General features: G+C 29.2%; 27 protein-coding genes and 1 riboswitch. Of the genes, 26 read left to right on the forward strand and 1 reads right to left on the reverse strand.

Annotated elements, in window-relative coordinates; all coding sequences use genetic code 11:
* The 7 genes from VJ881_02620 to VJ881_02650 form a co-directional block, all read left to right on the forward strand.
* Window positions 1-1,148, forward strand: a 1,148-nt coding sequence (locus VJ881_02620; GenBank protein ID HKL74936.1) for a GNVR domain-containing protein, incomplete at its 5' end; no start/stop codon positions are given.
* A gap of 158 nt (window positions 1,149-1,306) precedes the next feature.
* Window positions 1,307-1,966: a class I SAM-dependent methyltransferase gene (locus tag VJ881_02625; GenBank protein ID HKL74937.1), complete on the forward strand. Its 660-nt coding sequence runs from the start codon at window positions 1,307-1,309 to the stop codon at window positions 1,964-1,966.
* A gap of 12 nt (window positions 1,967-1,978) precedes the next feature.
* Window positions 1,979-3,325 (forward strand): hypothetical protein, encoded by a 1,347-nt coding sequence (locus tag VJ881_02630; GenBank protein ID HKL74938.1) that lies wholly within the window; start codon window positions 1,979-1,981, stop codon window positions 3,323-3,325.
* Window positions 3,325-4,380 carry an ABC transporter substrate-binding protein gene (locus tag VJ881_02635; GenBank protein ID HKL74939.1) on the forward strand — a complete coding sequence of 352 codons (1,056 nt, stop codon included), beginning with the start codon at window positions 3,325-3,327 and terminating at the stop codon, window positions 4,378-4,380. The genes VJ881_02630 and VJ881_02635 overlap by 1 nt, the downstream gene beginning before the upstream one ends.
* The gene (locus tag VJ881_02640; GenBank protein ID HKL74940.1) at window positions 4,361-5,155 is read left to right on the forward strand and encodes an ABC transporter permease; all 795 of its coding nucleotides are present in this window, start codon (window positions 4,361-4,363) and stop codon (window positions 5,153-5,155) included. Before VJ881_02635 ends, VJ881_02640 begins: the two co-directional genes overlap by 20 nt.
* Window positions 5,139-5,924, forward strand: coding sequence for an ABC transporter ATP-binding protein (locus VJ881_02645; GenBank protein HKL74941.1), 786 nt, complete (start codon window positions 5,139-5,141; stop codon window positions 5,922-5,924). The genes VJ881_02640 and VJ881_02645 overlap by 17 nt, the downstream gene beginning before the upstream one ends.
* A 2-nt stretch (window positions 5,925-5,926) precedes the next feature.
* Window positions 5,927-6,805, forward strand: a complete 879-nt coding sequence (locus tag VJ881_02650; protein ID HKL74942.1) for a zinc dependent phospholipase C family protein — start codon at window positions 5,927-5,929, stop codon at window positions 6,803-6,805.
* On the opposite strand, the gene VJ881_02655 is transcribed toward VJ881_02650, so the two are convergent.
* On the reverse strand, window positions 6,802-8,184 hold the full coding sequence (locus VJ881_02655; protein HKL74943.1) for an MFS transporter: 1,383 nt from the start codon (window positions 8,182-8,184) through the stop codon (window positions 6,802-6,804). The two genes, VJ881_02650 and VJ881_02655, sit on opposite strands and share 4 nt — an antisense overlap.
* 70 nt (window positions 8,185-8,254) lie before the next feature.
* On the opposite strand from VJ881_02655, the gene VJ881_02660 reads away from it, so the two are divergent.
* The 19 genes from VJ881_02660 to VJ881_02750 all read left to right on the forward strand — a co-directional run bounded on the left by VJ881_02660 (window position 8,255) and on the right by VJ881_02750 (window position 23,974).
* Entirely contained in the window at window positions 8,255-8,638 is a 384-nt protein-coding gene (locus VJ881_02660; protein ID HKL74944.1) for a ferritin-like domain-containing protein, read from the forward strand.
* Window positions 8,638-9,435, forward strand: a complete 798-nt coding sequence (locus VJ881_02665) for a family 1 encapsulin nanocompartment shell protein (GenBank protein ID HKL74945.1) — start codon at window positions 8,638-8,640, stop codon at window positions 9,433-9,435. The genes VJ881_02660 and VJ881_02665 overlap by 1 nt, the downstream gene beginning before the upstream one ends.
* Before the next feature lie 129 nt (window positions 9,436-9,564).
* Window positions 9,565-9,687, forward strand: a riboswitch (molybdenum cofactor riboswitch).
* Between the two features lie 48 nt (window positions 9,688-9,735).
* Window positions 9,736-10,236 (forward strand): FMN-binding protein, encoded by a 501-nt coding sequence (locus VJ881_02670; protein ID HKL74946.1) that lies wholly within the window; start codon window positions 9,736-9,738, stop codon window positions 10,234-10,236.
* A gap of 15 nt (window positions 10,237-10,251) precedes the next feature.
* A complete protein-coding gene (locus tag VJ881_02675) occupies window positions 10,252-11,325 on the forward strand; it encodes a molybdopterin-dependent oxidoreductase (protein HKL74947.1) in 1,074 nt (357 codons plus the stop codon).
* A 38-nt stretch (window positions 11,326-11,363) separates the two neighbouring features.
* Window positions 11,364-11,909: an ECF transporter S component gene (locus tag VJ881_02680; GenBank protein ID HKL74948.1), complete on the forward strand. Its 546-nt coding sequence runs from the start codon at window positions 11,364-11,366 to the stop codon at window positions 11,907-11,909.
* 20 nt (window positions 11,910-11,929) lie between these two features.
* Entirely contained in the window at window positions 11,930-13,450 is a 1,521-nt protein-coding gene (locus tag VJ881_02685; GenBank protein ID HKL74949.1) for an alkaline phosphatase family protein, read from the forward strand.
* A complete protein-coding gene (locus VJ881_02690; GenBank protein ID HKL74950.1) occupies window positions 13,440-13,958 on the forward strand; it encodes a molybdopterin-dependent oxidoreductase in 519 nt (172 codons plus the stop codon). The genes VJ881_02685 and VJ881_02690 overlap by 11 nt, the downstream gene beginning before the upstream one ends.
* The gene (locus VJ881_02695; protein ID HKL74951.1) at window positions 13,955-14,641 is read left to right on the forward strand and encodes an ABC transporter ATP-binding protein; all 687 of its coding nucleotides are present in this window, start codon (window positions 13,955-13,957) and stop codon (window positions 14,639-14,641) included. Before VJ881_02690 ends, VJ881_02695 begins: the two co-directional genes overlap by 4 nt.
* The gene (locus VJ881_02700; GenBank protein ID HKL74952.1) at window positions 14,625-15,299 is read left to right on the forward strand and encodes an ABC transporter ATP-binding protein; all 675 of its coding nucleotides are present in this window, start codon (window positions 14,625-14,627) and stop codon (window positions 15,297-15,299) included. Before VJ881_02695 ends, VJ881_02700 begins: the two co-directional genes overlap by 17 nt.
* Window positions 15,289-16,011 carry an energy-coupling factor transporter transmembrane component T gene (locus tag VJ881_02705; protein HKL74953.1) on the forward strand — a complete coding sequence of 241 codons (723 nt, stop codon included), beginning with the start codon at window positions 15,289-15,291 and terminating at the stop codon, window positions 16,009-16,011. Before VJ881_02700 ends, VJ881_02705 begins: the two co-directional genes overlap by 11 nt.
* A 31-nt stretch (window positions 16,012-16,042) precedes the next feature.
* Entirely contained in the window at window positions 16,043-16,789 is a 747-nt protein-coding gene (gene mobB, locus VJ881_02710) for a molybdopterin-guanine dinucleotide biosynthesis protein B (protein ID HKL74954.1), read from the forward strand.
* Between the two features lie 2 nt (window positions 16,790-16,791).
* Complete coding sequence (locus VJ881_02715) at window positions 16,792-17,478, forward strand: phosphotransferase (protein ID HKL74955.1); 687 nt, start codon at window positions 16,792-16,794, stop codon at window positions 17,476-17,478.
* Window positions 17,479-17,776: 298 nt separating this feature from the next.
* A complete protein-coding gene (locus VJ881_02720; GenBank protein ID HKL74956.1) occupies window positions 17,777-18,544 on the forward strand; it encodes an ABC transporter ATP-binding protein in 768 nt (255 codons plus the stop codon).
* Window positions 18,534-19,244 carry an ABC transporter ATP-binding protein gene (locus VJ881_02725; protein HKL74957.1) on the forward strand — a complete coding sequence of 237 codons (711 nt, stop codon included), beginning with the start codon at window positions 18,534-18,536 and terminating at the stop codon, window positions 19,242-19,244. Before VJ881_02720 ends, VJ881_02725 begins: the two co-directional genes overlap by 11 nt.
* Before the next feature lie 16 nt (window positions 19,245-19,260).
* Window positions 19,261-20,139, forward strand: coding sequence for a branched-chain amino acid ABC transporter permease (locus VJ881_02730; GenBank protein HKL74958.1), 879 nt, complete (start codon window positions 19,261-19,263; stop codon window positions 20,137-20,139).
* Window positions 20,140-20,168: 29 nt separating this feature from the next.
* Window positions 20,169-21,014 (forward strand): branched-chain amino acid ABC transporter permease, encoded by an 846-nt coding sequence (locus tag VJ881_02735; protein HKL74959.1) that lies wholly within the window; start codon window positions 20,169-20,171, stop codon window positions 21,012-21,014.
* A 2-nt stretch (window positions 21,015-21,016) separates the two neighbouring features.
* Entirely contained in the window at window positions 21,017-22,183 is a 1,167-nt protein-coding gene (locus VJ881_02740) for an ABC transporter substrate-binding protein (GenBank protein ID HKL74960.1), read from the forward strand.
* 95 nt (window positions 22,184-22,278) lie between these two features.
* Window positions 22,279-23,043: an ATP-binding cassette domain-containing protein gene (locus VJ881_02745; GenBank protein ID HKL74961.1), complete on the forward strand. Its 765-nt coding sequence runs from the start codon at window positions 22,279-22,281 to the stop codon at window positions 23,041-23,043.
* On the forward strand, window positions 23,036-23,974 hold the full coding sequence (locus tag VJ881_02750; protein ID HKL74962.1) for a SufD family Fe-S cluster assembly protein: 939 nt from the start codon (window positions 23,036-23,038) through the stop codon (window positions 23,972-23,974). Before VJ881_02745 ends, VJ881_02750 begins: the two co-directional genes overlap by 8 nt.
* Window positions 23,975-24,049: the final 75 nt, after the last annotated feature.

The following is a 24,049-nucleotide window of genomic DNA, read 5'->3' on the forward strand; positions in this document are numbered from 1 at the left end:
ATAAGAACAATTTAGATTTAATTAGACAAAAAATTAATATAAAAGAAAATAGAGTTAAAAACTATAGAAAACGGAAAGTATCTTTAGAAGAAGAATTAAATAATTTAACAACCATCAATAAGAATATTAAAGAATTTCTTAATAAAGAGCCTGAGAAATTGGAATTAAAGAGAAGTTTAAATGAAGATGCTTTTTGGAATAATGTTCTAGAAAAAGAAAAGATTGAAATATTAAAAGATTTAAGTTTGACTAATCAAATTATGAATCCTCTTTTCGAAAAATTAAAAGATAATTATACAAATAATCAAGTTAAAATTAATAGTATACCCAGCCAAATAAATTATTATAAAGAAAAAATACCAAAAATAGAATCTGAAGTTAAAAATTTAAAAAATGAATTAGAAAATAAAAATCAAAAATTGAGTAATTTACAAGATAATATTAAACACTATTATAGTATTTATAATGAATATGAAAAAGATTATAAGAATTTAATTTTTAATTATGAGCAGGAAAAGATCAGAATAAATTCATTAGAAAAACAGGTAAAATATTATAAAAATTTCGCTCCAGAAGAAATAAATGAACAAATCAGTGAATATAATGAGTTGATTTCTACCCAAAAAAAAGAAATCAAAAAACTGGAAAATAAATTATATGAGTGGAATCAACAGGAGCAAAGATTAAAATCTGATTTAGAAAATTATAAAAAGATTTATCAAAATGAAGTTGAAACTTATAGAGGTTTAGTTGCTGATAAACTAGAAAGTGAATTAAAAATTGATTCCTTAAAAGCACAAGTTGATTTTTATAAAGAAAAATATGAAAGCACTAAAAAAGATATCAAAGAATTACAGGATGTAATTTGGGAAGCAGAAATCAAAAAAGAAGCTTTAACTCAAAGAGTAGAAGATGTGGAAAAAACTTATAGTATGTTATCCGAAAAAGTTGAAGAAGCTAGACTCACTGAAGCTCAAAGGTCTAGTGATGTTAAATTCATTGCTGAGTCAGTTCCACCTACTCAACCTATGGGAACAAATTTAAAACTTAATGTAGCAATTGCTGGAGTGTTAGCTTTAATGTTAGGAGTATTTATAGTATTCTTTAGAGAATTCTTAAAAGAAGAAGAGGAAGAAAAAAATAAATAAGTAACAAAATCACTTAAACAAAATATTAAAAACATATTGAAAGTGGAGATTTAATTATCTCCACTTTTTTCTTATGAAAATATATGAAATATGCTTTTAATCATAAAAATAAAATGGTATACTCTAAAAAAGCAAATGAATAATGGAGGTTAAATAAAATGCAATCTCAAAACTGTAGATTATGTGGTAGTAAATCTAATTATATAAAAACTGAAACACTAGAAGAAGATTATTATCATTGTCCTGAATGTGATTTGATTTTTATGGATAAAAAAGATGTAATTTCAACTGAATCTGAAAAAGAGAGATATCAAGAACATGATAATACCCATGAGAATGAAGGTTATGTTAATATGTTTGAAGATTTTATTGAAAGAGCTGTAGAGCCATATTTTGATTTTGCCAAAGAGGCAAAGGTTTTAGAATTCGGTTGTGGACCCGGTCCTGTTCTAGCTGATCTTTTGGAAGAAAAAGAAGTAAAGGTGGATCTTTATGATCCCTATTTTTTTCCTGATGAAAGTTATAAAAATAAAAAATATGATTTAATTACCTCTACTGAAGTTTTTGAACATTTATTAAACCCCGCAAAAGAAATAGAAAGTTTATTGTTTATATTAAAAGAAAATGGTATTATGGCAATTATGACTCATTTTCATAAAAAAGATGAAGATAATTTTATATTTGAAGATTGGTGGTATAAATGGGATAAAACTCATATTACTTTTTTTAGTAAAAAAACAATGAAATGGATTGCTGAAAAATATAATCTTGAAGTTCTTTTTATAGGTAATAAAAAATTATGTGTATTTAAAAAATAAAGGAGAATATTAATGAGAAAAAAAGATGAAGAAGTTAATTATATTAATTTATTAAGATTTTTTATACCCCTTGCTGTTATGCCAATGATGATTTCTATGACTCACACAATAATAAATGCATCTTTAGCTAGATTACCTTTACCAGAGATGAGTATAGCGATTTTTACAGTTGTAAAATCTATAACCAATATTGCTAATGCGCCTACAATAATGGGACGACAGATAATGGTTTCTTTAGTAGATAGTAAAGATAACTACCAAAGAGTTAAAAAGTTTGTCTGGACTATGGCATTTTTCTTATTTTCAATAATTTTATTATTTGGTCTTACTCCTTTAGGCAACTTTTTATTAAAGGATATGATTGGAATAAAAAATCCAAAGGAAATAGCATTAGCCAAAACAGCTTTGATTGTGACTAGTTTTTTACCCATAGTAGTTTTATTTAGAAATATATACCAGGGTATGGCTACAGCTCTCAAAAGAACCAAAATTGTTGTTCCCGGTGTTTTATTGCGTTTGATTATAATCAGTGGTTTTTTATGGTGGGTAGTAAGCACTGAAATTATGACAGGCGTAATGGCAGGTAGTATTGCCTGGATAGTGGGGATAGCAATTGAAGGAAGTTTTATATTTGGCTTTATAGTATATTATTATCATTCTCCCCTTAAAGCAGCTGAGAAAATGCCAGATCATAGTCAGGGAAATCTAAATTTTATAAAAATATTTAAATTTTTTGCTCCATTAGCTTTAATGATGTTATTAACTAAAGCTTTACAACCTATTATTCAAAGTGGAGTTGCAAGGGGACAGTCTCCGACTATTTCGCTAGCAGCTTATGGAGTTGCCTGGACTACTGTTTTTCTTTTTTCAGGTTCACTTAGAATGCTTAATCAATTGTCAATGGTTTATACTGATAAAGTTTATGATAAAAATTGGAAGAAAGTTAAAAGATTTTCTATTATGGCTGGAATTTTAATTTCAATAATTATGGTTATAGTAGCTTTAACTCCAGTGGGATATTTTCTTTTACATAGAATAATTGCAGTTTCAAAAGAAGTAACAGATTTAGCTCAACAAACAATTCTTGCTTTTTCTATTTATCCCCTCATTAGAGCTTTTAGAGAATCTTATTGGGGTGTACTTATGAAACAAAGAACAACCAAGGTTATTGCCAGTGCAAAAACAGCTAATTTAATTGTAGTTAGTCTTGTCGTTTTAATAGTCTTAGGAGTGCTTTCTCTTTCAACAACTATACCAGCAGCAGTAGTAGGAGCAATAGCTTTTACTTTAGGAGAATTAGTAGAAACAATTGTTATTTGGCGAAGTACGCTTAATAATGATAAATGTGTAGTTAAATAATGGTTGATAGATTTGAAAATAATAAAAAACAAGAATATAATGAAAATAGCAATAATATTTTAAAAAGGGTGATGATTATGCAAATAAAAAATGAAAATCAATTTTTAATTATAGGTTTTTTAGTATTAGCTTTATTTATGGTACCAATGATTGCAAATAATAATGTTCAAGCTGAAGCAACTAAGATTAAAATTCAGACACCACCTATTCCAGCAGCACTACCATTACTTTGGATAGAAGAAACAGGACAGATGGAAGATTTAGTTGATCTTGACATAAATTTATCACCTGACCACCAGAGAGCTTTAACCCTTATTAATAAAAATCAAATAGATATGATGATGACCGGGGTTAATGTTGGTGCAAAGGCTTATAATAAGGGTATGAATTTAGAAATGCTTAATGTAAATACCTGGGCTATAGATTATTTGTTAACAAATAATTTTAAGGCAGAAAATTGGAATGATTTAAAAGGAAAAACTTTATCCCTTCCTTTAAAAGGAGGACCACTTGATTTTTTAGCCAGATATTTTCTAAATAAAAATGGCTTAGACCCTGAAAAAGATGTAAATATTGTATATAGACCTCTTCCTAATGGAGCTCGTTATTTTATGACTGGAAAAGTAGATTCAATTTTATTACCTGAACCACTTGTTACTGTAAATTTATTAAAAAATGAAAATGCTGTACTATCAATGGATATTCAAAAAGAATGGGCAAAATACAATGATGGTGATCAAAGAATTCCTTTTGTAGGTCTCTTTGTTTCAAAAGAATTTGCCCAAAATAATCCCCAAAAAACTAGAGTGCTAAATGGACTTTATATAAAAGGCTTAGAATGGGTAAATAGCAATCCAGAAAAAGCTGCTGAACTTGGAGCAAAAAACTTTAATTTACCTAAACCAGTTCTGCAAAAATCATTTACAAGGATAAATTTGAATTATTATTCTGATAGAGAAACTAAAAAATTAACAGAAAATTATTTTTCTCAAATTTTAGAAATGTATCCTGAACTTTTAGGTGGTAAAATGCCAGATGAAAATTTCTATAATTAATTTTTTGCAAAATAAATTAAAAACAGCTTTAATAAGCACCATCTCTTTCTGGGTGGTGCTTATCAGTTGGATGATTTTAGCTGATAATTTTAATCCTCTTATTTTACCTAATCCAACTCAGGTTATAAATGCGTTAATTACATTATTTGAAAGTGGAGAATTACAACATCATTTTTTCATTTCTATTCGTAGAACTTTTATTGGATATAGTAGTGCTGTTATTTTTGGAATTGCTCTGGCTTTAATACTTGCTAAAAGCTGGATTTTGCGTAAAATTCTTAGACCTTTGATTACGGTAATTCAATCTACTCCACCTATTATCTGGTTAGTACTGGCAGTTATTTGGTTTGGTATTTCTGAAGATCTCACTCCAATTTTTTTAATATTTATAGTTAGTTTACCAATAATTTTTATAAACATTTATGAAGGTATTAAATCAATTGATAAAGAATTAATAGAAATGGCTTCTGTTTTTAAATCATCACGAAAAAAGATATTAAAAGAGATATATCTTCCCTCACTTATGCCCTATTTACTTTCTGCCTTAAGTATAGCTTTTGCTTTTGCCTGGAAATCAACTGTTTTCGCAGAATATTTAGGATCTTCCAGTGGGATAGGTTATGCTTTAAGTATGGCGAATAGTAATTTGGAGACAGCTGAATTATTTGCCTGGGGAATCATTCTTGTTCTGTTTATGCTAATTGTTGAATATTTAATTCTTGCCCCTTTACAGTCTAAAGTTATGAGGTGGAAAGAAAATGGAAAAAGCAATTGAATTTAAAAATATTGATAAAAAATTTGAAAATTTAAAAGTATTAGAAAAAGCCACCTTTACAGTCAATAAAGGTGAAATAGTATGTCTTTTAGGACCATCAGGGAGTGGTAAATCAACTCTCTTTAAACTGGCAGCTGGACTTATTGAAAAAGATAGTGGTCAAATTGTAATCAATGAAAATTTAAGAAAAGGGTATATATTTCAAAATCCAAGGCTTCTACCCTGGAAAACTGTGGAAGAAAATTTGATATTTGTTCAGGAAAATTATCTTCCTAAACAAAAGGCTAAAAAAATAAGGGATAAGCTCCTGGAATTAAATGGATTGGATAATTTCAAAAATAATTATCCTGCCCAGCTCAGTGGAGGAATGAAACAAAGATTAGAGATCATAAGAGGACTTTCAATATTACCAGATTTTCTTTTAATGGATGAACCATTTAAATCTATTGATACTCAACTTAAAGTTAATTTGAGAAAAATGTTACTTAGATTTTATGAAAAGATGAATTTGAGTGTTCTCCTGATAACTCATGATCCTGAAGAAGCAGTTTTACTTGCTGATAAAATTTTTATACTTTCCGGGAAACCAGCAAGTATAAAAAAAGAATTTGTAATTAATGATCCTCAGGAAAAGCGAAAATTAAGTGATGATAATTTATTTGATATTATCCAGGAAATAATATCTATATTTATGGAGATAGTGGATGATTATCGCTGGGATAAAAATCAAAAGACTGAAGAGATTTTTTCCCAGATGAAGGGGAGATAATTATGCCTGATTTTTGGACTCATCTTATAGCTGGTGAGGAAATGATAGAAAAAAGTGAAAATAAAAAACTTATTAGTTTATTTTCTAATAATCCAGAAATTTTTAATTTTGGCTGTCAGGGACCTGATTTCTTTTTTTATAGTGATTTTTGGCCCTGGATTAAAGAAAAAAATGGTGTGGAATTAGGGGAAAAGATGCATAAAGAAAAAACTGATATTCTTATTCTAGAGATTTCTAAATATTTAAAAGAGATAAAAAAAGACAAACAAAATGAAAAAAAATATGACAAATTATTAATTTATTTAAGTGGATTTATAGCTCACTATGCTCTTGATCTTAAAGTCCATCCATTTATTTATAAATATGGTGGGGAAGGTAATGATCATAAAAAATTAGAAATGGAACTTGATTTAAAAGTTGCTAAAGAAAAGTGGTATTTAAATATTGAAAAAATTTTTCCAGTTAATTTTTTTGATTTTGGTGATCAATTACCTGACTATTTAACAGAATTCTATATTTATATATTGAAAAAAGTTTTTGGTTTTTCTAGAAATTATAAACAAATTAATAAATCTTATCAGGATTTCAAAAAATTTCATCGAATTTTTTATAGTCCCCAGGGTATAAAATCATCTATTATTCAAATTATTGATAAAGTAGCTCCTATAGAAATAGCTCTTTATAGTTATAAAGGAAATTCTAATTTTAAAATACTTAATGAGCAATTATATAATAAATTTGAAAAAAGGTATAATGAAGGTATTAAAGAGGCTTTGCGTTTATATAAATTGCTTTTTTCTTTTTTGAATGGAACAATTTCTGAACTTGAATTAAAAATTAAAATAGAAAAAAAGAATTTTTTGGGAAAGAAAATCAGTTAATGCTGAGCTTCTTTCCTTCCTTTTTCTACATTTACAGTTGTTAAAACGATCATTCCTAAAATGAAAAAAGCAGCCACAGAAATTATTCCATATCTGCTTGAACCAGTTAGTTGCCCCATATAAGCAAATACTGTTGGGCCAACTATTGCCGCAAATTTACTTGAAATACCAAAAAATCCAAAAAATTCAGCAGATTTATTTTTGGGAACCATACTACCATATAATGAACGACTAAGAGCCTGAGCTCCACCCTGTACAAGGCCTACCATTCCTGCTAATATCCAAAAATCAAGAGCTGTATCTAAAAAATAGCCATTAATTGTGATCAGGGTATAAACAATTAGTGCAATATATATTCCTTTTTTAGCACCAATTTTTTCACCAAGTTTTCCAAAAATAAGAGCACAGGGAATACCGATAAATTGTGTTAAAAGTAAAGCCCCTATAAGATCAGATTGACCAATTCCAACTTCTCTTCCATAAATTGTAGCCATTCTGATAATGGTTCCAATTCCATCATTAAAAAGCCAGAATGCTATTAAAAATTTCCATAATTCCCGATACTGCCTAATATTTTCCAGGGTGTTTTTTACTCTATTAAAACCAATAGCAGCATATTTTTTTACTTCTAAAATTTCTTTTCTTTTTTCAGGATCTGGTAAATATTTAAAAGTAGGTATTGAAAATAAAAACCACCAGATTGATACTGTTACAAAACTTAATTTAGTAGCCATTAAAGTACCATTTATCCCAAACAAAGAGGGTTTTGAAATCATCAAAAGATTTATAGCCAGGAGTATTCCTCCCCCAAGATACCCAGCTGAATAACCAAGAGATGAAACATAATCAATTTTAGTATTATCAGTTATATCAGGTAAAAATCCATCATAAAAAACATTTCCTCCTGAGAAACCAATATTTGCAATAATAAAAAATAATGAAGCTAATATATAATTACCTTCGTTTATGAAAAATAATAACCCTGTTCCAATTATGCCTAGATAGGCAAAAACTCTTAGGAAAAACTTTTTTGAGTCTGAATGGTCAGCTATTGCTCCTAATATAGGAGAGAGTACTGCAATGACAATCATAGCACCAGTCTGGGTGTAACCCCAATAGGAAGTAGCTAAATTGTTTGGCAAATTAACTGCTGCAACATCTTTATAAAAAATCGGAAGAACTGCTGATAAAATTGTTGTAGCAAAAGCAGAATTTGCCCAATCATAAAGGGCCCAGGAATAAATTTGCTTTTTTTCTTTATTCATTATTCCACCACACTTTCTTTTCTTAATTACTCTTTCTTTGAAAATTAAGTAATTTCCTGCATTGAAATAAAGTTTTAACAAAATTTTTACATATAGTATTAATTTAGTTGACATTAAACTCCTAAAAAGATAAAATGTTAATAGAGCTTAATGATAATCAATATTATTCAAGGAGGGTATAAATATGGCCGAATTTCATGAAGATAATCTTTCTGAAGAAGCAAAAGATTATCACCGTATCATAAAAAGTTTAATGGAAGAATTAGAAGCAGTTGATTGGTATAACCAAAGAGCAGATGTAACTACAGATCAATCTGTACAGGGCATAGTAGAACATAATCGTGATGAGGAAATTGAACATGCAGCTATGGCTATTGAATGGCTTAGACGTAATGATCCAGTCTGGGCAGAGGAGTTAGAAACTTATCTTTTTACTCAATCTGAAATTACAGCTGTTGAAGAAGAAGCTGAAGGTGGGGGAGCTGAAGGAGAAGAAGACACAAATAATACTTCCACTTCAACTAACCAATCTCTTGGAATTAGTAGTTTAAAAGGAGGGAACAATTAATGGATATTCTTAATCGCTCATTAGCACCAATACCTCAAGAAGCCTGGGATTTTATAGATGATGAAGCTCGTGAAATTTTAACTATGAATTTAAATGCACGTAAAGCTGTTGATTTTGTAGGCCCTAAAGGTATGGATTTTGGTGTTGTAAATACTGGTAGAATAAAAGAAATAAATGGTAATGTAGAGGGAGCTGAATTTTCCAAACGTGAGGTATTACCTCTTATAGAAGTAAAAGTACCATTTAAATTAGATAAAAAAGAAATTGAATCTTTGGCTAGAGGAGCAGTGGATGTAGATACTGATCCTTTAGTAGAAGCTGCCAAAAAACTTTCCAAAATAGAAAATGATGCTATTTTTTATGGTCTTGATGAAGGGAATATAAGTGGTATAATCTCAAGTCTAGATACAGGTGAGGTAGTTTTAGAAAAAGAAAGAAACAAACTAGTTTCTTCTATTGTTTCTGCAGTCAATGAGCTACAGGATGATGGGATTGAAGGTCCATTTAATTTAATGCTCGGTGAAAAGCTTCATAATTTAATTTATGAATTAGATGATAAAGGTTATCCACTTGTAAACAAGCTGGAAAATGCTATTGGTGGAGAAGTTGTTTTTGTGCCTACTCTTGAAGATGAGGGTGTACTTATTTCAACTAGAGGCGAAGATTTTGAGCTTATAGTTGGACAGGATATTTCTATTGGTTATTCAAAGCAAACTGGAGATGAATTAGAATTTTTCTTCTATGAAACATTTACATTTAGAGTAAATGATCCAGGAGCAGCTGTTCAGGTAAAATAAATTTAAGGCATTGATTAATTAACCTCCCTGTAAAAAAGGGAGGTTTTTTTGCAGGAATATGAGAATAATTGTTGAAATAATAATTAAGCAATAAAAATTATTCTTAATATTTTGAAATGCAATTTTGAAAATTTAATAAAGTTCCGAGTATTCTCTTCTAAAGCTATATCATTGCCAGGAAGAAATACCGATGGGTTATTGGAGAAATCTAATTGCCTCCCATTCTTGGAAAGGAAATTATTATTTATAATTCTCCTTTCTTTATGGAGAATTTTTTCTTTTTAAAGTAATAATCTGGAGGTGATAAAAATCAAAACAAAATTAATAATTCTGTTTTTAGTGATTTTAATAACAGCTATATCATTTTTTGTTATAAGTAATAATTCAGAATTAAATAAATATCTAACTGATAATATAACTGAGATAAAGTTAATAAAAGATAATGGTAAGGTAGTTGAATTAGAACAAACTATTATCTCAGAAGGATTTAAAGATGATATCAAGATACTACTTACTATAAATATTAATGATGATAAAATAAAAAATGTTGATGTTATAGAAGAAGATGAATCTGAAGGTTATGGTAGTTATATTAATGAAGATTGGTTTCAAAGAAGATTTAAAGCTAAAAATACAGATGAAAAATTAGAAACTATTAAGATGTCTGCTAAACAAAATAATCAAATTGTTGCTGTTACTGGAGCAACTGAAAGTAGTAAAGCAGTTGTTAATGGTGTTAATTTTGGTATTGATAATTATAACAAAATTAAAGAAGAAGTTAATTTGCAAAAAATTAATTAAACAGGGGGAATTAAGGTGAAAATTAAAAAAGCATTATCAATTTTTATTATGTTAGTGATGGCAATTGTTTTATTTAGTACAGTTACTATAGCTAAGGAAGATGAATTTAAGATAATTGGTTTAACCGAAGAAGATATTACTGTTTCTATAAGTGAATTAAAAGATCTTCCATCTGTGACAAGAGATGTTACTTCTGTCGATTCCAGCGGTGATGAAGATAATTATACTGTAACAGGAGCTCTTTTTTCTGATTTATTAGAAAAGAAAGGAAAATCTCAAAAAAATCTTAAGGCAGTTAGATTTATAGCAAGTGATGGTTATTCAATAGAAGTTTCTGAAAATATTTTAGAAAATAGAGATATCATTTTAACCTATGAAATTGATGGTGAAGCTCTCTATGAAGAAGCTAAACCTATGAGAATAGTGATTCCGGAAGAAAGGGCTATGTACTGGGTGAAAAAAGTAACAGAGATTAAAGTTATTGATATGAAAGAAACAGTGGAAATTAATAATCTGGTATTTTTAGAAACAATTAATTCAGAGTTAGAAAAAGTTGACTATACATATTATGAAAGTAATGATAAAGCGGTAAAAATTTCTGAATTAATAAAAAAATTAGATGTTGAAAAAACGGGAAGAACTGTATATATGGAAGCTGCTGATGGATTTACAAAGGATGAAAAAACTGAAATATTTGAAAATGGCTATTTTAAAGTAACTGGTGAATATGTCCCTATGTTTTTATCCCCAGATATACCTAAAGGAATGTATGTAAAAAATCTCTTATTTGCTAGATATGGTTCTGCATCTATTTTTTCTCTTAAGCAGTCTCTAAATGTTCATAAACATCAAACAATAGGAGAAAATAAAGGCGTATCTTTAGCTGAAATTATATCAGAGAGTGGTTTGAAAAAAGGAGATAAATATAAATTAATAGCAATTGATGGTTATTCAGTTGAAGTTGATGCAGAAGAAACTAAAAATGCTATTTTGTATTTTGATGGTGAAAATGTAGTAAGAGTTTCTTTTGCTAATCTCAGTGGAAAATACTCTGTTAAATATCTCTATAAAATTTTACCAATTAATTAATCTAATAAATAATTGGTTCAGACTGAGGTGAAAATCATATGCTTAAGAAATTTTTAAATAGTTTTTCAGTATTTCAGCTGGTGATAATTGCTCTAATGGCTGGGCTTGGTGTAGCTACTAAACCTATTATTGTACCTCTGGCCCATATGATAACTGGCCCCCTTTATATTCCAGGGGGGGTTATCGCCGGAGGCTTCTATATGATGTGGCTGGTAATGGGAGCAGGTTTAGTAAAAAAAAGAGGTGCTGCTACACTTATAGCTATGGTTCAGGCGATTATGATGGTTTCTCTCGGTATATATGGGACTCATGGTATTGTTAGTTTTTTTACTTATATAATTCCTGGTTTAGCTGTAGATTTTGTTTTTGTATTTTTCTCTGATCCAACAAAGGCTATACCCTGTTTTTTAGCTGGAATAGCAGCAAATATAAGTGGGACATTCTTAGTAAATATTGTTTTTTTTAGATTACCCTTAATACCTCTTATTCTCTCTTTAAGTAGTGCCTCACTTTCTGGGGGTTTAGGAGGATTAATATCTTATTCAGTGATTAAACAGTTTGAAAAATTTGATATATTAGATTAAGTTTAATTTGAGGTGATTTTATGAAAAATAAAGATGTATTTTTATATATTATTTTAATAATTTTAATAGTTTTGAGTGGCTTTTTATTTTATAATAAATTTGATTTAGTAGTCAGTAATGATTCTGGATATATTCCATTTTTTAAGGTAGAGGGAGATATAAAAGAAGTTATTAATACAAATGATTTTAATGAATTAAATAGTCTAAAAAAAGTATCAATAAATTATAAAGAAGAAAAAATAAAAGTATATAAACTAAAAGATATTTTGAATAAAACTAAACCTCTTTCTGAGAATTATGATATTGTTTTTTCTGCTAAAGATGGACTAAGAGCTAAAATAACATCTGGAAATATTGAAGAATCTTACATCAATTTTTCCAGTAAAAATGGCTGGGAAGCTATAAATTTAAATCATCCTATTAGTAGCAATATAAAAAGACTTGAAAAAATAACTGTTGTTTCTAAATTTAAGGAAAAACATAATAATCAATCATTTAATATTGTTAACGAGAAAAGTAATCTTTTAGAAAAAACTCCAGGTCAGTTTTTAACTGAAGAATATTTCTATAAAGCAGTTTTTGAAGGAGCATCTTCAGTAAATAAAAATAAAAAAAATAATAGTGTAAGTATTTATACAGAAAAAAGAGTATTATATCCTGAAGAACTAATTAATAATAAGATGAATTCAAGAACAATAATTATAGGAGATAAAGGAGAAACTTTTAATTACAGAGGAGGTATGCTGGAACTTAAAGAAAATTATCTAAACTATATTAACTCTGAAGAAAAAATTAAAGAAGAGAAAATTAAGGGAATGATAGTTGATGCTCCTCTGCAAAGCATTAAAAATGTTTATCATGATAGTCTCCATTATTTAAAACAGAATGAAAAAGTTATGGTAATATTTTTGGATGGTTTTGGTTATCATCAATATCTTTACTGTCTTGATAATAATTTTGCACCTTATATGACAAAAATTGAAAATAATACAAGAGCCCTGACATCCTACAAACCAGTTTCAAATACCGGACTGGCTACAGCTTTGACAGGAAAAGGACCAGAAGAACATGGAATTTATTCCCGTGATTTTAATGAATTAAAAAGCAAAGATTTATTTAAAAAAGTAGAAGAAATAGGCTTAAAGAGTAAATATATTGAAGGAAATATAAAGATATTAAATACCTCTCAGGATCCTATTTTAAATCCTGATTTGAATAATAATGGGACTACTGATGATGAAGTTTTTGGGACAGCTAAAAAAGAGATTGAAAAAAAAGCTTCATTATTTTTTATACATTTTCATGGGATTGATGATTCTGGACATGATAATGGGCCCTATTCTAAAAAAACAATAGAGGTTATAAAAAAGACTGACGAATATATAGCTGAATTGGCAAAAAATTGGTCTGGAAAAATAATTATAACTGCTGACCACGGAATGCATAAAACTGCTAATGGTGGAGACCACGGTTTGCTTCTTTATCAGGATATGTTTGTTCCTTATCTAGTAACAGAAGGAGGCGATGATTATGAAAAATAAAAAAATTATTTTTTCAGTATTAATAATTTTAGTGATAGTAATTGCAGTTACAGCTTATATAAACAGAGGTAGTCTTTCTAAAAAAGATACAGCTCAAAAAGAGGCTATTGTTACTTTTAAAATAGATGGAGAAGAAGTAGATAGTATTAGTATGGATCATATAAAAGAACAGGGAGAAAAAACTTTTTCCAAAGAATTAGATACTAGTGATTCGGGTCCAGTTGAACAGCATTATACAGGGGTCCCCCTTAAAAATATTTTAAATTCATTAGATATTGATATGGGTAATAAAGAACAGGTAATAGTCAAAGCAATAGATGGTTACACTGTTGCTTTAACTGCAGAAGAAGTTATGATGGGAAATAATGTTTATCTGATTTACAAAAATAATGGTGAATTTTTGAAAACTAAAAAGCAGGGTGGAACCGGTCCTTATAGATTAGTTATTCGTGAAGATCAATTTGGTCAACGTTGGAATAAATTTGTTACTGAGGTTAATATAAAATGAGATTATTATTAAGTACTCAAAATTTGTCATTTGGTTATAAAAATAATAATGAAAAAATATTAAAAAATATAAATTTAAATTTATACAAAGGGGAAATTCTTGCTATTTTAGGTTTGAGCGGCAGTGGAAAAACTACTCTCTGCCACTGTCTTAGTGGTATTATTCCTCACATTTATGAAGGTGAACTCAAAGGAGAAGTGCAAATCAAAGGGAAGTCAATATTAGATTTAGATTTACCCAAAATTGCAGAATATATAGGAATTGTTTTTCAAAATCCAGAAACTCAGGTTTTTTTTCCAGTTGTTGAAGATGAATTGGCTTTTGGACCGGAAAATTTATGTATAAGCAGAGAAGAAATAGGAAAAAGAATAGAAAACATTTTATCTCTTTTGGGAAAAGAGAATTTGAGATATAAAAAAACAAAACATCTTTCGGGTGGAGAAAAGCAATTAACAGTATTGGCTTCAGTTTTGGCTTTAGAACCAGAAATATTAATATTTGATGAAGTAATGTCCCAAATAGATACTAAGGGAAAAAAATTAATCAAAGAAATAATAATTTTATTAAAAGAAAAAGGGAAAACAATAGTAATGGTTGAGCATGATTTGGAAAATGCTGAAATAGCAGACCGTAAACTTCTTCTTAAAAACGGGAGGTTAAAAAAATTTGCAGGAGAATTATAACAAAGCATTTCTTAAAGCAAATAATATAAGTTTTAGTTATAAAAAAGGTGAATTGCTTTTAAAAGATATTACAGCTTCTTTTTATAAAGGAGAATTTGTGGCTATAATAGGGCCAAATGGATCAGGCAAAACCACCTTTGGAAAAATATTGAGCGGGATTTTATCTGTAGATACTGGGAAAATTTATGTTGACTCTGTAAATATAGAAAATATTTCTTTAGGTAAAATAGGCAAAAAAATTGGTTATCTTTTTCAGGAACCAGAAAGACAGCTTTTTGCCCCAACTGTAAGAGAAGAAATAGCATTTGCTCATTCATTTATGGGAAAAACTAAAGAATTTATTGATAATAAAGTATCAGAAATGATAGAAATATTTTCTCTGCAAGGGTTAGAAAATGCCTCTCCTTATAAAATAAGTCGAGGAGAAAGACAGCGAGTAGCTTTGGCTGCTATTTTAACAAATGAGCCTTCATATTTAATATTAGATGAACCTACAACCGGGCTTGATAGTAAAAGAAAGGGAAAGCTGGCAGAATTTTTATATGAATTAAAAAAACAGGATCTTGGTCTGGCAGTTATTAGCCATGATAAAGATTTTATAGTTGAAAATGCTGATAGAGTTTTAAAAATTTCAGGGGGTGTTATTAATGAAGTTTGATCCCCGTAGTAAACTTGTATTAGTATTTTCTTTTTCAAGTTTGGCAGTTTTTGTAAAAGATATATTTTTATTATTGATAGTATTATTATTATCTTTTTTAACATCTAATTATTTTAAAGGTGACTGGTCTTTTTTAAAAAGGATTAAAAAATTTATTATACTATTTTTAGGAATAGCTTTTTTACAGAGTATTTTTGCTCCTGCTGGAGAGAGTTTATTAACTATAAGCGGTCTTCCGATTTTGACTTTAGGAGGTTTGGCAAAAGGGATAAGAGTGATTTTAAGAATGATGATCATTATTGTTTCTGCGACTATTATGAGAGGTTCTAGTTCACGAGAAATCATCCAGGCTTTAGTTCAGTGGAAAATTCCTTATGAAATTGCCTTTATGGTTTCTCTTGCTATTAGGTTTTTACCAATTTTACGAGATGAAGCTAAGGATGTATTTACTGCTATTCAATTAAGAGGAATCGAAGTTGAAGAACTTTCCCTATATAAAAGATTTAAAGTTTATTCATATTTATTTATGCCTGTTTTATCAGGAGTTATTTATAGAGCACGGGAGTTATCTACTTCTATAGAGAGCAGGGGGTTTCGAGCTTATCCAGAGAGAACAAGTTATATAAAATTAAGATTATCGTTAAAAGATTATATTTTAATGATAACTAGTATGCTATTTACATTAATAATATTAATTTTATATTTCATATAAGAAATGGGGGATTATTATCAAAATTATATCCATTTTTGGAATTAGTGAAACAGGAAAAACTGCAACTGTGGAAAATGTTGTAAAGGAACTTAAAAAAAGAAAATATAGCGTAGGAACAATAAAAGAAATTCATTATGAGGATTTTGCTATTGATACGAAGAGGACAGATACTTTCAGGCATAAAAAAGCAGGTGCTGAACTTGTTACTGCCAGAGGATATAATGAAACTGATATTTTATATCCAGAAAAATTAGCTATAAATAAGATTCTTAAACATTATGATCACGATTTTATAGTTATTGAGGGAGTAGATAAAGGCAATTTTCCTAAGATAATTTCTGCTAAAACTAAAAAAGAAATTGATGAAAGACTGGATGAAACTGTAATAGCTATTACAGGAGTAATTGCAAATAGTATTGATGAATATAAAGGTTTTCCTGTAATAAATAGTCTTAAAAATAAAAAGGAATTAATAGATTTGATTGAAGAAAAAACTTTTGAAAAATTACCTGATTTTCCTGAAGAATGTTGTACAGCCTGTGGATATTCCTGTAAAAAATTAAGTCATAAAATTATTAAAGGAGAAGCTAAAAGAGATGATTGTGTAATTAGCAATTCAGAAGTTACACTATTTATTAATGAGCAAAAAGTTGAGATGGTGCCTTTTGTGCAAAAGATTTTAAAAAATGCTTTAAATGGAGTTGTTAGTGAATTAGAAGGTTATGAAAATAATGCAAAAATAAGGGTTGAATTTGAACAATTAAATGAGGATGTCTAAAAATGAAAATTAAAAACCGGGAAGTTAAAATAGTTAAAAAGTTTAAAAGTAAAAGGAATAAAGTGTTTTTAGTAAAAACTGATAATAATAAAAAATATGTATTAAAAAGTTATCGAAAAAGTAATTTTCTCGAAAAAGAGTTAGAAATAATAAAAAAATTATATAAAAAATCAGTTAATGTTCCAAAAATCATTTCTAAATCAAATAATTATATTTTAATGGAGTATATTAAAGGAGAAACCCTTTTATCTTATATTTTAAGTAAAGAAAAGGAAAAAGCTAAATATGTGGAATTAAATGAGATGTTTCAAGAAATATTTGACTGGTTGAATAATTTTTATAATGTATTTGATGAAATAAATATAATAAAAGGGGATGTAAATTTAAGAAATTTTATTTTAAAAAAAATTAATGGAAATAAAATAAAAATTTATGGTTTAGATTTTGAAAATCTCAAAACTGGAGATAAAGAAGAAGATATAGGGAAAATGTGTGCATTTATTATTTGTTATAAGCCTGAATTTAGTAACTGGAAGAAAGACTTTATAAAAAGATTTTTTGAGTTTATGAATTCAAAGCTTGAACTTAATCCTGATCTGACTTGCCAATATTATCATAATGAATTAAAAAATATTGAAAAAAGAAGAAATTTAAAAGTAAAAAATAAAATTTATGAAATTTTAAATTAACTTATTTCAGTTGAATGTGTGTTTATAACTTGTAAATAAGTGAAAGTTGTATTATAATAAAGGCGAAAAGTTAAAGGCAGTATCTTATTATGAGAACTGTACTTGTTAGCTTTTCTGATAGCTTAAAAATTACATAATTTAAGTTTTCTACCTGGATCTAATTGACCGGGATAGAAACGGAAAAATATAGCTATCCTTAGAAAGAGGATAACTATATTTATGAGAAAATTATGCCTTCCGTCTCTATTGTGGGGGGCTTTTTTGTTTTTAATTAAAATTTTTAAGGAGTAAAATAAATATGGATGATAATAATATTCTAAAAATCAAAAATTTAACTAAAAAATTTGGTGGAGTAAAAGCTTTAAATAATTTTGAAATGAAAGTTAAAAGAGGAGAAATCCATGGTTTGATAGGGCCCAATGGGGCTGGGAAATCAACACTTTTTAATATAATAAGTGGTTTTTTAGAAGCAGATAAGGGAGAAATCATTTATAATAATAAAAATATAAATAATTATAAGCCTGAGAAAAGAGCAGCTATGGGAATTAGCAGAACTTTTCAAAAAAGTAATATTGTCAGTGAAATGAGTCTTGTTGATAACATTATTGCAGGAATGTATAGAGAACAAAGTAATCCACTAAAAGATTTTTTTGGAAAACATTTTACTATTTTTAAAAGAGAGAAAAAAAGAAAAAAGCAGGCTAAAGAAGCTCTTCGTTTTGTTGGTTTAGAAAATTATGAAGGTCGTTGGAGTGATGAATTAGTCTGGGTAGAAAGACAACTTGTTCAATTAGCAAGAGCAATTATTTCTAAACCTGATATTTTGCTACTTGACGAGCCGGCAGCAGGAATGGGAAGCAAAGAAAAAAAGAGAATAAAAGAAGTTATTGCTAATATTAATGATAAAGGAATTACAGTTGTAGTTATCAGTCATGATTTAGATGTAATTATGGAAATTTGTGATCAGGTTAGTGTTATTAATTTTGGAGAATTGATTTTTGCTGGTGATACCGAAGCAGCACGGAAAAATGAAAAAGTTATGGAGGCATATACAGGTGAAAAGTAAAGAAAAATTACTTGAAATAGATAGTTTATATTTAAATTATGGTTCTATAAAAGCTGTAAAAGGAATAAGTCTTTATTTAAAAAAGAATGAAATTGTAACTTTAGTAGGAGCTAATGGAGCAGGAAAGTCTAGTTTGCTTAAAGGTATAATGAATATAGAAAAGACAAAAGGTGATATACTTTTTAAAAATAATAAAATAAATAATTTGGCAACAGAAAAAATAGTCAACAAAGGTATTAGTATAATTCCAGAAGGGCATTTGATTTTTTCTTCAATGACAGTCTGGGAAAATTTGCAATTAGGAGTATATCAAGGAAACAAGGATAAAGATATAACCTTAGAAGAAATATATAATTATTTTCCTATTTTAGAAAAAAGGAAAGAGCAAAAAGCCGGGACATTAAGTGGTGGTGAACAGCAGATGCTTTCCATTGGCAGAGCTTTGCTTTCTGGTCCTGAACTTCTTTTAGTAGATGAACCTTCATTAGGACTTGCTCCCCAGATTGTTCAGGATATTTTTACAATCCTAAAAAAACTAAATAAAGATGGATTTACAATTTTACTTGCAGAACAGAATGTAAAAAAATCTCTTGAAATAGCAGATCGAGCATATGTTTTAAAAACAGGTGAAATTGTCAGAGAAGGAAAAGCAAATGATATGTTAGCAGAAAGTAATTTTATGGATTTATACTTAAATTAAAGTGCAGGTGGAAATTATGGAAATTGTGTTAGCACAAATTGTAAATGGTTTTTCTTTAGGCAGTATATATGTTTTATTAGTAACAGGTTTTAATTTAATGTTACTTGTTGCTAGAATAATACAATTTGCCTATCCTCAATTTGTAGTTTTATCTATGTATGCAAGCTGGGCTGTTTTGGAAAGTACAAACAATATATTTTTGGCAGCTCTGGCAGCTATAATATCTTCAATAATTTTAAACTTATTAAGTGAACCTATTTTTAGAAGGATAAATAATAGAGAAAATGTTGATATAAATGCTTCTTTTGTTGCTTCTATGGGGTTGAGTATGATAATTGTAGAAATCATGTCTCATTCTATTAATAATGGATTTCCAGTGTCTTTTCCAGATTATTGGGGAGGGAAAAATTTATTTTCCTTTGGTTATATAAATTTAGGTAGAGGGGAATTTTATGCCCTGACTGGCGGAATAATATTGGTCGCGATATTCTTTTATCTTTTATATCATACTCATTATGGAAGAGTTTTTAGGGCGATAGCAGAAAGTAGAAAAACTGCTAAACAGGTAGGACTGGCTGTTTTAAAATCAAGTATTTTAAGTTATTTAGTAGCAGGTATATTAGGCGGAATAATAGCAATTTTATTTTCCATGTTATTAGGCTCAGCCTCACCTTGGCTTGGAGAATCTGTAGCTCTTAAAGTTCTAGCGGTTTCTATTACAGCAGGTTTAGGTAATCTTAAAGGTGGGTTGTATGTTGGATTGAGTCTTGGTATTCTTGAGTCTTTAGCAGTTGGTTTTTTAGCAGGTTCCTGGGCGAATGTTATAGCCTTTGTCTTAATGCTTATAGTTGTCTTAACAAAACCTGAGGGACTTTTTGGAGCAGCAATTGAATAGATTAATTAGTAATACAGGAGGTTTTTCATTTGTCTATAACTTTTAATTATTTTATAGGATTTTCATTTATATATATATTAATGGCCTGGGCAATATATCTACCTTACCGGGTTAAAGATTTGCATTTCTTAACAGTGGCTACAATGGCTGTAACTGCATATTTTAGTGGGGTGGCAGCTGTTAATTGGGGATGGCCTTTTTATTTAGTCTTAATTAGTGGAATATTATTAGGAGCATTAATTTCTTATATAATATCATTTGTTATAGGAGATGTTCCCACTTTTACTGTTGTAATTGTTGGAATAACATTTATTTTTATCACAAAAACTGTAATTGAAAATACAGATTATTTAGGAGGGACAATGGGTTTTTTTGCAATTCCTGCAGTTGATAACATTTTATTAATTATGACAGGTATAACCTTAGTTATTTCATATTTTCTTTATATGATTGATAATTCTCAATTAGGTAGAGCTGCTTCGGTTATTTTTGCTGATAAAAAAATGGCTTATAGTCTTGGTATTAAGCCTAAAAGAATTGGTCGATTGTTTCAAACAATAAGTGGTGGAATTGCTGGAAGTGCTGGTGTTTTATATGCTTATTTTACTGGAAGTCTTTTTCCTGACTTTTTTTCATTTCACCTGGTAGGAACTCTGATGACAATTGTTTTTATTGGTGGATATAGTACGATGTGGGGGATAATTTTTTCAGCCCTAATTTTAGGAGGAGTACCTATTCTTTTGCCAAGTGCAGTATCTTCCTGGAAAAATTTGATATATGGTGTATTATTGGTATCTGTGATTTTAATAAAACCTGATGGTTTAATAACTAAAAAATTTCTTTGGAAAATAAAAAATAAAATTAAGGGGATGTAAAAATGAGAAATTTATTTAAAATTTTTATTTTTTCACTTATAGTAGTAGTTGCTTTTTCTGGAGTTTCTTTTGCTCAAAATGAAGTGAAAGTTGAGAAATGGACTATTCCTTTTTTAAATAGTGTAACAGGACCTATTGCCAGTATTGGGGAATATATGTCCTGGAGTGCTAAATATGCTGCCAGAGAGATAAATGCAAATGGTGGTATTAGAGGAAAGGATGTAGAAATAAAGATATATGATACAGGAGTTGAACCAGATAAAGGTATAAAACAAATGAGTAAAGTAGTTGATGATGCTCTGGTAGTAATGGGACCTGTACCAGAAGCAGTAATTATGGCAGCAGTTCCTCTAGCTGCAAGAAATGGCCTGTTTTCCATGCCTGTTTCAACGAGTTATGAATATGCCCAAAAATATTTTCCCTGGACATTGTCCTGGTATCCACCAACTGATGAAAAACTTCCACCTATAACTGAATTATGGGCAGAAAAAAATCCAGAAATGAAAAAAGTGGTTCAATTTGTAGAAAAATGGGCAGCCTGGCCTGGAATGGCAGATGCTCATCAAATTGGTCTTGAAAATAAAAATGTTGAAGTTGAAAACATAGAAGTACCACAAAATATGGTTACTTTTGATTCCTTAGTGGTAAAAGCTTTATCTAAAAATCCTGATGGTATACTTCTAACAACTAATTCAGATAAAGCAGCTAAAATAATAAAACAATTAGAAGATAGAGGTTGGAAAGATAAAGAAAACATTTTAGTATTTAGTAGTGCTGATGATACTCCCCTTTATACAATAGGTGGAAAAGCACTTGAAGGAATTTCAATATATAATTATATTAATCCAAATAGTAATAATCCTCGTTGGCTTAAATTTAAAGAAGAGTACAAAAAGGATCATGATGGTAAAGCGCCAGGATCTCTTGCTACAAATTATTATGATGCAGTATATATGATTAAAGAGGCTATTGAAAATAAAAAAATAACTGGTGATCCAGCTAAACTTGAGGAAGAAAGAAAAATGATTAGAGATTACACTCGCAATGTAGATAATTTTGAAGGAATCCAATTAACCTGGGATATGAATGAAGGAGTACCAGGGTCAAAAGGTGCCTTCTTATTTAAAATAATCGATGGAGAGAAAAAATTGATTGGTGAAGTAAAATAAAGAGATGTAGTATAAATAACTTAATTGACCTTCGAGGTGATATATAATATAATTAATGATGAATTAATAAGAGTTTTTAGAGAGGGGGCATTTTCTTGACTAAAAGAAAAGTGCTGGAAGTTAATAATCTTAATTTAGTATTAGATAAAACAAAAATTTTAAAGGATTTTTCCTTTGATTTAAATGAAGGAGAAGTTTTTGCGGTGATTGGTCCTAATGGTTGTGGTAAATCCAGTTTAGCCTATACATTAATGGGGTTAAATGGTTATCAAGAAAATAGTGGAGAAATAAAATTAAATGGTGAAAAGATAAATGGATTAGCTACTAATAAAATCGCCCAAAAAGGTATGACACTTGCCTGGCAGGAGCCTGCCCGTTATGAAGGAGTTACTGTGCGGAAATTTCTATCTCTTGGGTTGGAAAGCCAGGGTAAAGAAGTAAACGAAAAAGAACTTGCTGAGGCTTTAGAAGAAGTTGCTATAGTTCCCAGTAAATATCTTAATAGAAAAATTGATGATACTTTAAGTGGTGGTGAAAGAAAGAGAATAGAACTTGCTTCTATTTTGCTTATGGAACCGGATGTGGTTATCCTTGATGAACCTGATTCTGGAGTTGATGTAGTTGCTTTAAATAATATAAGTCAGGTAATAGAAGATTTTCGCGAAAAGGGAACAGGAGTTATTTTAATAACTCATAATGAAGAAATGCTCCAGATGGCTGATAGATCTGTATTAGTATGCAATGGAGAAATATTAAAAAGAGGTGCACCAGAAGATATAAGTCGTTATTTTAAATTTGAATGTGTTCCCTGTGAAGATGAAAATTATCAGGAACATCTGGAGGTGAGTTCTCTTGGATGATTATGAGATGATGGTCGATGCTTATAAGGATGCCGGGGGAGATGATGTTTTTTCTGATAGTGATGTAGCTCATATAGTTCTGGAACGAGATAAAGTTTTAGGAACAAATAGTGTTGAAGGACTTGAAGTCGATGTTAAAAAACAAAAAGCGGGTATGGTAGCTGTTAAAGTTACAATACTTGAAAATTATAAAATATCCAATCCTGTTCATATGTGTTTTGGAGTTTTACCCGAAAAAGGGAAACAGGTAATAGATATGGAAGTAGAAGTTGAAAAAAATGCTTCTGTAGAAATTATGGCTGATTGTGTTTTCCCAAATGCAACAGAAGTTGTACATGAGATGGAAGCAGATATTATTGTTCATGAAGGTGGTAGTTATCTTTATGAAGAAAACCATTTTCACGGTGATGATGGTGGAGTTAAAGTACTAGCTAAATCAAATATTGAATTAAAAAAGGAAAGTGAATTTAAGACAATTTTTAATCTTCGTAAAGGAAGAATTGGTGAAATAGAATTTGATTATGAATCTGTTGTTGAAGATAATGCAGTTTTAGAAATGATAGCCAGAATGCAGGGTTATGCAGATGATAAAATAAAAATACGCGAAGCTGGTGACCTTGTTGGCAAAGGTTCTCGAGGTTATCTTGAAACAAAAATAGCTCTTCAGGATCAGGCAGAAGCAGAAGTTTTAAATGAATTAACTGCTTTAGCTGATGGTGCCAAAGGACATGTTGACTGTACTGAAATAATTAAAGATGAAGCTATTGCCAGGGCAGTTCCTATTGTTGATGTTCGTGATCCAGGTGCCAAAGTTACTCATGAAGCTGCTATTGGTAGTGTGGACAGTACCCAGCTTCAGACATTAATGGCCCGAGGTCTTGATGAAGAAGATGCAACAGATGTTATTGTACAGGGGATGTTAAATAGTTAAAATCAAATATATAATCTCCTCTGAAATTATTCAGAGGAGATTTTATTCTTTAAGTAGTTAAATTATACATATGGG

It is taken from the genome of Halanaerobiales bacterium, from assembly GCA_035270125.1.
GTDB lineage: Bacteria > Bacillota > Halanaerobiia > Halanaerobiales > DATFIM01 > DATFIM01.